We start from the raw sequence: 12,352 nt of genomic DNA, 5'->3' as shown, positions 1-12,352 counted from the left end.
CTGCATTGGAAATGACCAAACGCGCGCCGATCAGGTCTGGGGATTGCGCCAGACGATGTCGCGGATCGCGATCTGCTTCGGGATCAGGCCGAGCTTGAAAAAGCGGTCGGCGACGCCCTGCTGGGTCGCGATGATGTCGTCGGTCACGGGTCCGACCGAGAAGCCCGCCCGCTTCGCCGCGATGGTCTGGATATCGAGCGGCACGCCGGTGACGGCGGCCAGCGATTTGGCGACCTCGTCGGGATGCGCCTGCGCCCATGCCGCGCTCGACGTCGTGACATCGACGATCTGCTGCAGGATCGCGCCGCGATTGCGGGCGAAGTCGCGGTGGGCGATGTAGAACGAGTTGGTCTTGGTGATGTCGCGCGTCTTGACCAGGATGCGGCCGTTCTGCTTGGTCTCGGCGATCGCGAAATACGGATCCCAGATCGCCCAGGCATCGATGCCGCCATTGGCGAAGGCCGGACCGGCGTCCGGCGGCGTCAGATAGACCGGCGTGATGTCGTCATAGGTGAGCCCGGCCTTCTCCAGCGTCTGGATCACGACATTATGCGCGCTCGATCCCTTGGTGAAGCCGACGCGCTTGCCCTTGAGATCGGCAATTGACGCGATCGCCGAATTCTGCGGCACCAGGATGCCGGAGCCATTGATGATGGGCTGAGCCGCGGCATAGACGATGGCCGCGCCCGCGGCCTGCGCGAAGATCGGCGGGGAATCGCCGACCGCGCCGTAATCGACGCTGCCGACATTCATCGCTTCCATCATCGGCGGGCCCGAGGAGAACTCGACCCATTTCACGCTGATGCCCTGCGGCTTGAAATGATTTTCCAAGGCCTCGCGCTGCCGCGTGATAACGAGCACGCCGTTCTTCTGGTAGCCGATACGAATTTCCTTCGCGTCCGCCTGCGCCTTCGCACCGCGTGACAGCGCGGCGGCGGCGGCTGTGACGAGCGACAGCTGGAGGAACTCACGACGCTTCATTCCAAACTCTCCTGACGATCAAGCGCGCTATCGCGCTGCACGATCATGCGATGTCAGGATGATGGGGCGCGCGAATGAAGCTGTCGAGCACCGCACAAAAATAGCGATGCCCGCACTTCGGTGCAGGCATCGCGCGTGCCGTTTCTTTTAAAGCTCCGAGCGCGTGTAGCGAATTATTTTCTTCACGCGATCGCGAGGCGGCTGCGCATTAATTGATCAGCCCGCAGCTGCTGCCTTCGAGCCGACATTGACAGCGAGTTTACCATAGCGGTCCGTGAACGCCTGGGTGTCGATCTCCTCGAGCTGGATCGAGCCGTCGAGCACGCCCTTCTTCCAGGCCTCGTGCTCGGGATCGTGCTGGAACTCCGGCATCACTTCCTTCGCGAACAGTTCGAGCGACTCGCAGATGTGCTCATGCGTGTTCTTGCCGGCCTGGTTGAGCAGGATCACCTGATCGATATGCGAGGAACGGAAGCGCCGGAGCTTCTTGCGCAAGGTCTCGGGCGAGCCGATCAGGCCGCCGCGCAGCGCTGCCTCCTGCGCCTCCGGATTGTCGCGCTTCCACTTGTTGTACTCGTCCCACATGTTGACGGTGCCGGGCGCCGGCCGCTGCCGGTTCTGCGCCTGGCCGTAATAGCGCAGAGCGAACTGGAAGAAGGTCGCGCCGTCGGCACGCCGGCGCGCTTCCTCGTCGGTCTTCGCGCACATGAAGAACGAGACCAACGCCATGTTCGGATTGATCTCGTAGTCGGCGAGCGTCTTCAGCCGCTTGGTGATCGCGTTGTAATAGGCGTGCACCCAGGCATGCGCCGCCTCGGCGCTGACGAACTGAAAGCCGAGCGCGCCAAAGCCGTTCTGCCCGGCGCGTTCGATGGTCGGCAGTTGCGAGCATGCCATCCAGAGCGGCGGATGCGGCTTCTGCACCGGCTTCGGCACGACATTGCGCAGCGGGATATCGAAATATTGTCCGTGATGCTCGGTGCCTACCTTGCTGAACATCGGAAAGATCGCCTGCACGGCTTCCTCGAACACCTCGCGCTTGGTCTCCATGTCGCGGCCGAACGGCGTCAGCTCGGTGATCGAGGCGCTCTCGCCCATGCCGAACTCACAGCGGCCGTTGCTCAGGAGATCGAGCACCGCGACCCGCTCGGCGACGCGGGCGGGATGATTGGTGGTGAGCTGGAAGATGCCGTGGCCGAGCCGGATGTTTTTGGTGCGCTGGCTCGCGGCGGCAAGGAAGGATTCCGGCGCCGGCGAGTGCGAATATTCCTCGAGGAAGTGGTGCTCCACGACCCAGGCGTAGTCGTAAGCGAGCCGGTCGGCGGTTTCCAATTGCGTCAGCGCGTTCTGGTAGAGCCTGAGCTCGTCGCCGTCGTTCCAGGGGCGCGGCAGTTGCAGCTCGTAAAAGATGCCGAATTTCATGGAGTCACTCCCAAGGTCGCTTCTTCGACCAATTATCGTGGTCTCGACCGCTTGTTGTTTTGGGGCAGTCTAGTGGCGCTCCGGATCAAGTCTAGCCTCGGGGGCGAAACCCCAATTCCGCGCAGCGGGAGACGGCTTGATCGGAACGCATGAATGTTTAGCTTGTGCTGGCCTGAGTCGCGGCGCTATCGGTCGCGCGCTCACTCTTCCGAAAGCCCATGACCACCTTCACGCCGCATCAGGACACTGCGCTGAAAGCCGTCGCCGACTGGCTGAAGGCCAAGCCCGGCCAGAACGGCACGCCGCCGGTGTTCCGCCTGTTCGGCTATGCCGGAACCGGCAAGACCACGCTCGCCCGCCACATCGCCGAAGGCGTCGACGGCGAGGTGAAGTTCGCGGCCTTCACCGGCAAGGCGGCGCTCGTCATGCGCAACAAGGGCTGCGACAGCGCCTCGACGATCCATTCCCTGATCTACCGCGCCCGCGAGTCCGGCGTCGAGCAGCCGAGCTTCGAGCTCTGGGACGATGCGCCGGCATCGAAGGCGAAGCTGATCGTGATCGACGAGTGCTCGATGGTCGATGCCGAGCTCGGCCGCGATCTGATGTCGTTCGACTGCCCGCTGCTGGTGCTCGGCGATCCCGCGCAATTGCCGCCGATCCAGGGCGGCGGCTTCTTCACCGATGCCGAGCCCGACGCGATGCTGACCGAGGTGCACCGCCAGGCGCAGGACGATCCGATCGTGCGGATGTCGATGGATATCCGCGAGGGTCGCGAGCTCGAGATCGGCCGCCATGGCGAGAGCGAGGTGGTGTCACGCAAGGAGCTCGATCCGGACCGCGTGATGAGCGCCGACCAGGTGCTGGTCGGCCGCAACAACACCCGCCGCGCCTACAACATGCGGGTGCGGCAGCGGCAGAACATCGAGGATCCGCTGCCGGTCGCCGGCGACAAACTGGTCTGCCTGCGCAACAACCGCAAGAAGGGCCTGTTCAACGGCGGCCTGTGGCGGGTCAAGGCGCGCGCGCAGTCCAAATCCAGGATCATCACCATGCGCGTGATGCCGGACGAGGATTTCGGCTACAAGGTCACCAAGGTCTCGGTGCGCGGCGAGTGCTTCGACGGCGGCGTCGAGGGCGTGCCGTGGGAGCAGCGCAAGCCCTATGACGAGTTCGACTACGGCTATGTGCTGACCGTGCACAAGTCGCAGGGCTCGCAATGGGACGACGTCGTGCTGTTCGACGAGAGTTTTGCCTTCCAGGACTCGCGCGCGCGGTGGCTGTACACGGGGATCACGCGGGCGGCGAAGCGGCTGAGCGTGGTGGTGTGACGTGCCGCGCACTTGTAGACCCGTCATCCTGAGAGACCGTGAATGTATGACTCTCGATGACGCAACATACCCGATGTCGTCCCGGCCTAGGTGGTGTGGACTCTAAGGATTCCCTTTTAGGCGCAAATCAGATTCAAGGCTGCTTTTGGGGAGGCCGCCTTGGGTGTGATGGACCGCTTGGTATTGAGCGACGCGACATGGGAGCGGATGGCGCCGCTGATCATCGGCCGGCCTGACCAGAAGGGTTCGACCGGACGGGACAACCGGATGTTTGTGGAGGGCGTACTTTGGATCGTGCGCACTGGCTCTCCCTGGCGTGATCTTCCGGAGGTGTTTGGAGACTGGAACAGCGTGTTTCGGCGCTTCAGTCGATGGAGCATCAAGGGGGTCTGGTGGCGCATATTCGAAGCGATGTCCGGTGATCCGGACTTCGAGTATCTGATCGTCGACTCCACCATCGTCCGGGCGCACCAGCACGCCGCTGGGGCGAAAAAAGGGGGTCTGAAGATCAGGCGATCGGTCGCTCGCGCGGTGGCCTGAGCACCAAGATACATATGGCCGTTCGCGGCCTGGGATGTCCCGTACGGTTCAAGCTCACCGCAGGTCAGAAGAGCGACGTACCGCAAGCCGCCGAATTGATCGAGGGATTACCTGCCCAGGTCGTCATGGCGGATACGGCTTATGACGCCGATCACTTGCGCCAGGCGATCGCTGCCAAAGGCGCGCTCGCCGTCATCCCCAACAACCCGTCACGTGCGCTCAAATATCCGCTGGACAAGCATCTCTATGCCCAGCGTCATCTCGTCGAATGCTGCTTCTCAAAACTCAAGCAGTTCCGCCGCGTCGCAACCCGCTTCGAAAAGACCGCCCGAAATTACCTGGCCGTCGTTACTCTCGCAGCCATCGTCTTATGGATGCGATAAATGTCCACACCACCTAGTGCGCAATTGCGCACGGGAGCCGGGACCCATAACCACCGAAGGTCATTGTTGCACGACGCTGGGGCCACAGCCTTCTAACAATTCAATCCTGTGGTTATGGGTCCCGGCTTTCGCCGGGACGACGGGAGGAGAGATTGCGCTATATCCCCAGCATTTCCCTCACGAAACCGTGTGGCCGGCGCCGTAACAAAACGCCTCCTCGCCCGTATTTTGAAGCGTCGGAGCCACCCGGCCTGATTGGCCAATGCCGGCTCCCGCTCTAGACTGGCCCCAATTGCGATCCCACGAGGAACCCATGCCCAAAAGCTCCCTCAGCCGCCTCTCGCTGTGCGCCGCCGCGATCGGCGCGCTGGCCGTCACAGCTTTTGCCGTTGCGCCCTCGCTTGCCGCCGAGGACGCCGTGATCATCCCGCCGCCAGCCGCGAGCGCGCCGGAATCCGGCATCAAGACCGCAGTGCTGGCCGGCGGCTGCTTCTGGGGTGTGCAGGGCGTATTCCAGCACACCGCCGGCATCGTCAGCGCGGTGTCCGGCTACTCCGGCGGCAGCAAGGCGAACGCCGATTACGAGAAGGTCTCGACCGGCACCACCGGCCACGCCGAGTCCGTCGAAATCAAGTACGACCCGCAGAAGATCTCCTACGGCAAGATCCTGCAGATCTTCTTCTCCGTCGTGCACGACCCGACCCAGCTGAACCGGCAGGGCCCGGATTCCGGCGCGCAATATCGCTCGGCGATCTTCACCACCAGCGACGAGCAGAAGAAGGTGGCGGACGCCTATATCGCCCAGCTCAACGCCGCCAAGGTCTACAAGAAGCCGATCGTCACCAAGGTCGGCGCGCTCGAGGCTTTCTATCCGGCGGAGGGCTACCACCAGGACTATCTGACGCTGCACCCGAACCAACCCTATATTGCCTATAACGACATCCCGAAGGTCGAGAACCTGAAGAAGATCTTCGCGGAGAACTACATCGAGAAGCCGACGCTGGTGGGCAGCACCAAGGTCACCAACTGAGGCGACGCTTCCCGTCATTGCGAGCGAAGCGAAGCAATCCATGCCGCGGCAAGCGGAAAGATGGATTGCTTCGTCGCTTCCCTCCTCGCAATGACAACCAACAAGGGAGTTTCCATGTCCGATACCAAGACCGACGGCAAGGTCCGCAAGAGCGAGGCCGAGTGGCGCAAGGAATTGACGCCGATGCAGTACGCCGTGCTGCGCGAGAAAGCGACCGAGCGGCCCTTCACCGGCGAATACGAGCATGATCCCCGCAAGGGCACCTATGTCTGTGCCGGCTGCGGGCAGACGCTGTTCGAATCCGACCAGAGGTTCGATTCCGGCTGCGGCTGGCCGAGCTTCTCCAAGCCCGCGGTCGAGAGCCATGTCGACGAGGAGCGCGACATGAGCCACGGCATGATCCGCACCGAGGTGCTGTGCTCGAAATGCGACGGCCATCTCGGCCACGTCTTCAACGACGGCCCCGGCCCGACCGGCCTGCGCTACTGCATCAACTCGGCGGCGCTGAAGCTCGACGAGAAGAAGTAACGGCGCCCACCACGCCGCGCCCCACGCGACCAGCAGGCCAGTCGCGTGGGGCTTTGTTTTGGCTCCGGCGCCCGGCAACATCCTCGTGATCGGCTGACGGCCTTAACGACTCGCAGGCCGGAATGTGCTTTGCTCGGTGTTCGCGGGGCCGTAGGCGTCTCGCCGTGCGGCTGCCGCCTGTTCTGAGGAGGGCGCCATGTCGCTTGGACTGATCCTCATCATCCTTTTGCTGATTATCCTGCTGGGCGGCTATAGCGGCCGAATTCGCGGCTATGGCTATGGCCTCGGCCACTCCGGAATGGGCCTTTTCGGGGTGATTTTGATCGTGGTCGCGATCCTGGCCTGGCTCGACAAGATTTGAGAGCCATAAGTTATTGAAACAAAATGACTTATCTGGCTGGTGCCGGTGCTATGCGCGGATTCAGCATGTGCCCTGTCAGGGGCTCTTCTGGGGTCGCATTTTTGTCAAAGAGGCCTATATTAGGGGTCGAAATGACATGTACGGCGCGCCGCCGATAATAGGCCGCCGTCCCCCAAAATCCCTTTCGCAACGCCAACTGAAAAGAACACAAGAGGTCGTCGACCATGCGTCCCCTGCGTCCGTTCAACTATAACACATCCGCCGAACTGTTCCCCGCCGCGATCCGCAAGAAGAAGCGGGCGGGTTTCGCCTACCGCCGTTTCGGCACCGCTGCCGAGGCCGTGCAGTTCGCGATGGAGCAGCTGCCGGCGGACTCGCTGAACGGCGCCTATCTCCAGGTCGAGGAAGCCCGTTTCGACCAGAACGGCATCCGCTCGCTCTATGAGAGCGAGGCTTTTCCGCTGCCGCGTCGTCCGCGCCCGGCCGCCAGCCAGACCGACGCTGACGCCGCATAAGCTTTCTGCTCTTCGCTCAACGAAAAGCCCTCGGATCGTTCCGGGGGCTTTTGTTTTTGAGGGTCACAATCTCGGCTGCTTGTCGAGCCAGCGCCGCAGCATCCGCACATTGCGGATATTGGCGCGGAACATGACGTCGAAGGCATCGCCCGCCACCGGCACCATGCCGATCACGCCGTCGACGGCGACGTTGGCGAGCATCCGCGCAGTGATGTGCCAGGGCGCGCCCAGCAACCGGGCCTCGCGCACCAGCCATAGCGAGATCGCGGTGGTGATGATATCGCCGACCACCGGGATCAGGCCGATCAGCCCGTCGATGCCGTAGCGCACATTGGTGCCCGGCACGATGAAGGCGACGTCGAGCAACTTTGCGATCGTCTCCAGCCGCTGCAGCCGCTGCTCGCGAGTCAGATTGCCGAACGGGTTGGCGGTGGAGTTGCGGAAGTCGAACTGGAAGCCTTCCTGAAAGGCTCCCTGAAAACCTTGGAACTGCGGATGCAGCGGGCCATCGGCGAGTTCGCGCCCATCCTGGTCGATGACCTTGCCGCGCGCCTGCGCGCCGCCAAAGGGCGGCCGCGATCGCGCGGCGTGGGGCGTGAAGATGTCGTCTTGGGGCATGGCCATCACATGGTAACGCAGGCAGGCGGTTCAAGTTGCGTCACATTACCACTGTGTCACCTTCAAGGCCTGTTACCTCGAGGCTCTGCCGTGCTCGCTTCAGTAGACGCCCTTGTTCATCGTTCTGAGCCGCTGCGCCAGCGTCCTCATCACCTTCAGGGCAAAATGCGGCGTCTGGCTCACGAGGAAGAGAAACTGTTTTTCCGAGACCGGGACGAGCTCGACGTCCGTGAGCGCCGTGGCGGTCGCGCTCCTTGGCTCATTGTCGATCAACGCCATCTCGCCAAAGATCGTGTCGGGCGCCAGATCCGCCATCGTCTTGTTGCCGACCTGAATGCGCACGTAGCCGCTCTTGATCACGAAGAGCTCGTTGGCCTGCTCGCCCTCGCGAAAAATAATGCCGCCGGCTCGGACCAGGCGCGTTTCGATACTGTTGCCCGTCAGAAGGCTGAAGCTTGCATCTGCCACTCGAAATTCCTTTCCCCGAATCCGGACGCAGATCGGTACGTCCCGGTCGTCTGCAGCGACGGCTGAAATAAATGCGCGAACACAGAATAGAGCAGGCCCGGGATCGGCATCGCCACTGCCCCGGGCGGCCGCGGGTCGCGAGAACGAACGCGGACATGACATTGGGACTACGTTTGCATGACGATGATATGACAGTTGTGTGAAGGTAGCCGGACCTCCGGCGTCTCGCGCGCTGATACGATTGCTGCAAGGGGCGATCTATTCCGCGCCGGGCGTTGAGCGCGGCCCTTGTCCGATCGCGACGTGCTCATTTCGCGGTTGGGTCAGAAGCGCCGAACGCGACTTCTGCTTTTCCCTTGGTACTGAGCACCTGCCTTAATGCTGGGAAGCCGGCTGCGCCGGCGCGTGCAGCTCTTCGGCATATTTGTGCGCCAGCCAGGACGTGATCACGCCCGGGATGAAGCCGACCATTCCGTACAGGATGAACTGCACCGCGCCGCTTTCGGAGCCGTGCGAGGCGTAGGTCAACGCCGCGCCGACGAACGCCACCGCACCAACGAGCAGCATCCGCACCACCGGCGCGATCCGCTTCACATGCATCAGGATGTCGTCGATCGCACCGAACATCAGCGACGGCACGATACCGAACAGATAATTGTATTGCAGCGACTTCACGAACACGACGAGCAGCTTGGTCACCTCGCCGCCACTGGTCTCGGTCCAGTAGCCGGACTGATAGGTGGTCATGAGCAGCAGCAGGAAGCCGCCGATGAACGGCCCGATGGCTGCGAAGATCAGATAGCGTTTCATGGCGTGCCCTTGCCCGACGTCAACCAAGTGTAACGCGGTCGCGCGACGGTTCTAGGGAAAAATCGAAAGTCGCGGCGATGTTCCGGAGCTCTGCACGTCGATGCGCTGCAACAGCCGCTGATCTTGCTGCGATACGGAATCGCCCGGACGAAGCCGGGCGACGACATTGCTGGCGACCGGGGCGAGCTAAGGCCGCTACTCACCCCACGCCGCGAACGCCTCGTTGAAGGCTCGCTCGCCGGGGGCGCCCTTTTCGATCGCGATGATGGCGCGGCGCTGGTTGGTGTAGACCAGCGGCACGTCGAACCACGAGCGCTCCTTCAAGAGTTGCAGATTGCGCGAGCGGTCGGCGTCGACATTGGAGAGGCCGACCAGGAAGAAGCCGTCGGTGACCTTGACCGCGAGCCCGGCCAGCGGCGTGCCGCGCGCCTGCTCGTTCGACTTCATCAGGATGCCCGGCACGTTGCCGACGCCGCCATTGGCGAAGTCCTGCGGCAGGATGAAGGTCAATTCCGCGGTATGGCTCGCCGGCAGCGATGAATCGGTGTTGCGGCGGAACGACATCGTCATCTTGAACTTGCGATCGGGGATGTCGATGTCGGCGCGCACGGCGATGTCGGGCTTCTGGTTGCCCGATCCCTTGACCTGCTCGGTGCGCCAGACCACCGAACCGACATACTGCTTGCCCTTCGGATCCGACGGATCCTCGTCATACAGCACCACGCGCTGCGCCACCGGGGCGACCGTCTCGCCCGACGACGAGGGCTGGCCGACGCGGTCGGTGATCTTCTTGCTCGCAGGCGTCGACGCGGCATCCTTCGGCGCCTCGACCGGGGCCGAGGATTTGAGCAGGCTGCTGACGAGGGTCATGGCCTGCTGCCGGAACAGGATGCCGGTGCCGACCAGGATCAGCAGGATGCCGATCACGATCGCGGTCTTGAACGGGAACATCGAGCCGACGCGCGGCGGCTTCTTCGGCTCGCGCTCGCCGTTGCCGGCCCGCGACCGCTGCGGCGGCGGACCTTGCGGCGGCTGCGGGGTGTAGCGCTCGGCCTCCTCGATCGACTCGTCGTAGGAATACGGCGCCTCGGGATCGCCGCCGCGATTCTCAAGGCTCGGCTCGAGCCGATCGAATTCCGGCGAGGGCGACGGCACGTTGGCGTAGGTCTTGCGCGCGTTGCGGCTGGCTTGCGCCGCGGCACGGCCGAGATCGTCAGCATCGGCGGTGATGTCGCGGAAGCCGCGCACGCCCGGCGCGGCCGGCGGCACCGGCGGCGGCGCGCCTTCCGGACCGCGGCGGGGCGGGCCCGGCCGGACCGGCGGCGCCTGGGTCTCGGGACCGGGCGGGTTCTGCGGCCGCGGCGGGGCCGGCGGCGGCGTGTCGGGGCGCGGATTGCGCGGCGGACGGGGGTCGGCCGGGGGCCGCGGGCGTGCGGCAGTGTCGGCGGGACCGGGCTCGGGCGGCCGGGCATTGGCGCGGCTGCCGCGGACAGCGGCAGCACCGCCGGGGCGGGAGGCCTCGCGGGCGCGCTGCGCGGCCTCGGACTCGACCTTGCGAACCGCCTCTTCCAGCGACAGCCGTTCGCGGGTGATCTCGGACTCGGAGAGCGGCGGCTGCACGCCGCGGAGCTGCTGGATCAACGCCGTTCGCGCCCGCGCATACAGCGCACGGCGAGCTTCGCCGGGGGCGTTGGGGTCCAATCCGGCGATGGCGCGGGCGATCAGCGGGTAGTAGTCAGCCATTTCCACACAATTGGAGGGATATAGGTAATATCCCGTTAAGCCTCGAACGGATTCTGTACCAGAATAGTATCTTCACGTTCCGGGCTGGTGGACAGCAGGGCGATCGGACACCCCACCAGTTCCTCGACCCGGCGAACGTACTTGATGGCCTGGGCCGGCAGGTCCGCCCAGGACCGCGCATTGGCCGTCGGCTGTTTCCAGCCCTCGATGATCTCATAGATCGGCTCGACCCGGGCCTGCGCGCCCTCACCCGCCGGCAGATGGTCGATCTCCTTGCCGTCGAGCTTATAGCCGATGCAGACCTTGATGCTGTCGAACCCGTCGAGAATATCGAGCTTGGTCAGCGCCAGCCCGGCAATTCCGCAGGTGCGGACAGTCTGTCGCACCAGCATGGCATCGAACCAGCCGACCCGGCGCTTGCGCCCGGTATTGACGCCGAATTCCTTGCCGCGACGGCCGATTTCCTCGCCGATCTCGTCGTTCAGCTCGGTCGGGAACGGACCCTGGCCGACCCGGGTGGTGTAGGCCTTGCAGATGCCCAGCACATAGCCGACCGCGCCCGGGCCGAGGCCGGTGCCCGTCGCGGCCTGCGCCGCCACCGTGTTGGACGACGTCACATAGGGATAGGTGCCGTGGTCGACATCGAGCAGCGCGCCCTGGGCGCCCTCGAACAGGATGCGCTTGCCCTCGCGGCGCTTGAGGTCCAGCAGCCGCCACACCGTCTCGGCATAGGGCAGCAGCTTCGGCGCCATCGCCGACAGCTCGCTCAGGATGCTCTTGCCGTCGATCTCCGCGAGGTTGAGGCCGCGGCGCAGCGCATTGTGATGCGCCAGCAGGCGTTCGATCTTGTGCGGCAGGGTGTCGAGGTCGGCGAGGTCCATCAGACGGATGGCGCGGCGGCCGACCTTGTCCTCATAGGCCGGGCCGATGCCGCGGCGGGTGGTGCCGATCGAGGTGATGGCGTTGGACGATTCGCGCAAGGCGTCGAGCTCGCGATGCAGCGGCAGGATCAGCGTGACGTTCTCGGCGATCCGCAGATTGTCCGGTCCGACCGCCACGCCCTGCCCCTTCAGCTTGGCGACTTCGTCGAGGAAGGCCTGCGGATCGAACACCACGCCATTGCCGATCACCGCGAGCTTGTTCGCCCGCAGCACGCCGGAGGGCAGCAACGCCAGCTTGTAGGTCTCGCCATTGATCACGAGCGTATGGCCGGCATTGTGGCCGCCCTGGAAGCGCACGACGATGTCGGCCTGTTCCGACAGCCAGTCGACGATCTTGCCCTTCCCTTCGTCACCCCATTGGGCGCCGACGACGACAACATTGGCCATTGCGAAGATGTTCCCTTCAGGTGTTTCAGACCATGATCGCGGCGAAAACGCGTCCGCCCACAGCGACCTGCATTGATATGCCCAGCCTAAATCGCGGCGCACGGCCGCGCGCACGCAAGGCGCCTACCGGATAAAGGAAGCGGCTCGGCTGCGCAAGCAAGAAGGGGCTCGTTTACGCCTTTTAGACGACCTACAACCCTTTGATATCCCCATTAAATTCCATGCTGCGCCCGGCCGCGCCGGGCTGGCGGGAATTTAATGTTACGGCAACGTGACGCCGGACCTGCTGTGGATTGA

General features: G+C 64.1%; 13 protein-coding genes. 6 read left to right on the top strand and 7 right to left on the bottom strand.

Going from position 1 to position 12,352, the window contains the following annotated elements; genetic code table 11:
- Positions 1 to 30 precede the first annotated feature (30 nt).
- Both J2R76_RS33620 and J2R76_RS33615 read right to left on the bottom strand, forming a co-directional pair.
- Positions 31 to 981: a sulfonate ABC transporter substrate-binding protein gene (locus J2R76_RS33620; RefSeq protein ID WP_253625442.1), complete on the bottom strand. Its 951-nt coding sequence runs from the start codon at positions 979 to 981 to the stop codon at positions 31 to 33.
- A gap of 216 nt (positions 982 to 1,197) precedes the next feature.
- On the bottom strand, positions 1,198 to 2,403 hold the full coding sequence (locus tag J2R76_RS33615; RefSeq protein WP_253625441.1) for an LLM class flavin-dependent oxidoreductase: 1,206 nt from the start codon (positions 2,401 to 2,403) through the stop codon (positions 1,198 to 1,200).
- 218 nt (positions 2,404 to 2,621) lie between these two features.
- Here J2R76_RS33615 and J2R76_RS33610 point away from each other — a divergent pair, with 218 nt between their 5' ends.
- From J2R76_RS33610 to J2R76_RS33585, 6 genes are all read left to right on the top strand, one after another.
- On the top strand, positions 2,622 to 3,731 hold the full coding sequence (locus J2R76_RS33610; RefSeq protein WP_057017316.1) for an ATP-dependent RecD-like DNA helicase: 1,110 nt from the start codon (positions 2,622 to 2,624) through the stop codon (positions 3,729 to 3,731).
- A 159-nt stretch (positions 3,732 to 3,890) separates the two neighbouring features.
- Positions 3,891 to 4,654, top strand: a protein-coding gene (locus J2R76_RS33605) for an IS5 family transposase (RefSeq protein WP_139481326.1) whose coding sequence is annotated in 2 segments (ribosomal slippage) — positions 3,891 to 4,226 and positions 4,229 to 4,654 — 762 coding nt in all. Because the reading frame shifts where the segments join, the coding sequence is not laid out codon by codon here.
- A 313-nt stretch (positions 4,655 to 4,967) separates the two neighbouring features.
- Entirely contained in the window at positions 4,968 to 5,684 is a 717-nt protein-coding gene (msrA, locus tag J2R76_RS33600; RefSeq protein ID WP_253625440.1) for a peptide-methionine (S)-S-oxide reductase MsrA, read from the top strand.
- Positions 5,685 to 5,798: 114 nt separating this feature from the next.
- The gene (gene msrB, locus J2R76_RS33595; protein WP_253625439.1) at positions 5,799 to 6,212 is read left to right on the top strand and encodes a peptide-methionine (R)-S-oxide reductase MsrB; all 414 of its coding nucleotides are present in this window, start codon (positions 5,799 to 5,801) and stop codon (positions 6,210 to 6,212) included.
- Between the two features lie 196 nt (positions 6,213 to 6,408).
- Complete coding sequence (locus tag J2R76_RS33590) at positions 6,409 to 6,573, top strand: DUF3309 family protein (RefSeq protein WP_016844323.1); 165 nt, start codon at positions 6,409 to 6,411, stop codon at positions 6,571 to 6,573.
- A gap of 224 nt (positions 6,574 to 6,797) precedes the next feature.
- A complete protein-coding gene (locus tag J2R76_RS33585; protein WP_016844322.1) occupies positions 6,798 to 7,088 on the top strand; it encodes a hypothetical protein in 291 nt (96 codons plus the stop codon).
- A gap of 63 nt (positions 7,089 to 7,151) precedes the next feature.
- On the opposite strand, the gene J2R76_RS33580 is transcribed toward J2R76_RS33585, so the two are convergent.
- The 5 genes from J2R76_RS33580 to J2R76_RS33560 form a co-directional block, all read right to left on the bottom strand.
- A complete protein-coding gene (locus tag J2R76_RS33580) occupies positions 7,152 to 7,712 on the bottom strand; it encodes a DUF4112 domain-containing protein (protein ID WP_253625438.1) in 561 nt (186 codons plus the stop codon).
- 93 nt (positions 7,713 to 7,805) lie between these two features.
- Positions 7,806 to 8,174 carry a Crp/Fnr family transcriptional regulator gene (locus J2R76_RS33575; RefSeq protein ID WP_024582951.1) on the bottom strand — a complete coding sequence of 123 codons (369 nt, stop codon included), beginning with the start codon at positions 8,172 to 8,174 and terminating at the stop codon, positions 7,806 to 7,808.
- A gap of 375 nt (positions 8,175 to 8,549) precedes the next feature.
- Positions 8,550 to 8,984, bottom strand: coding sequence for a DUF5413 family protein (locus tag J2R76_RS33570; protein WP_038382276.1), 435 nt, complete (start codon positions 8,982 to 8,984; stop codon positions 8,550 to 8,552).
- Positions 8,985 to 9,179: 195 nt separating this feature from the next.
- The gene (locus J2R76_RS33565; RefSeq protein ID WP_253625437.1) at positions 9,180 to 10,727 is read right to left on the bottom strand and encodes a hypothetical protein; all 1,548 of its coding nucleotides are present in this window, start codon (positions 10,725 to 10,727) and stop codon (positions 9,180 to 9,182) included.
- Between the two features lie 35 nt (positions 10,728 to 10,762).
- Positions 10,763 to 12,055, bottom strand: coding sequence for an adenylosuccinate synthase (locus J2R76_RS33560; protein ID WP_076829982.1), 1,293 nt, complete (start codon positions 12,053 to 12,055; stop codon positions 10,763 to 10,765).
- Between the last annotated feature and the right edge of the window lie 297 nt (positions 12,056 to 12,352).

The organism is Bradyrhizobium sp. USDA 4532, assembly GCF_024171315.1.
In the GTDB taxonomy this organism is placed as follows: domain Bacteria; phylum Pseudomonadota; class Alphaproteobacteria; order Rhizobiales; family Xanthobacteraceae; genus Bradyrhizobium; species Bradyrhizobium australafricanum.
The sequence above is the reverse complement of the archived record's forward strand: the minus strand, read 5'-3'. Positions and strand labels throughout refer to the sequence as shown.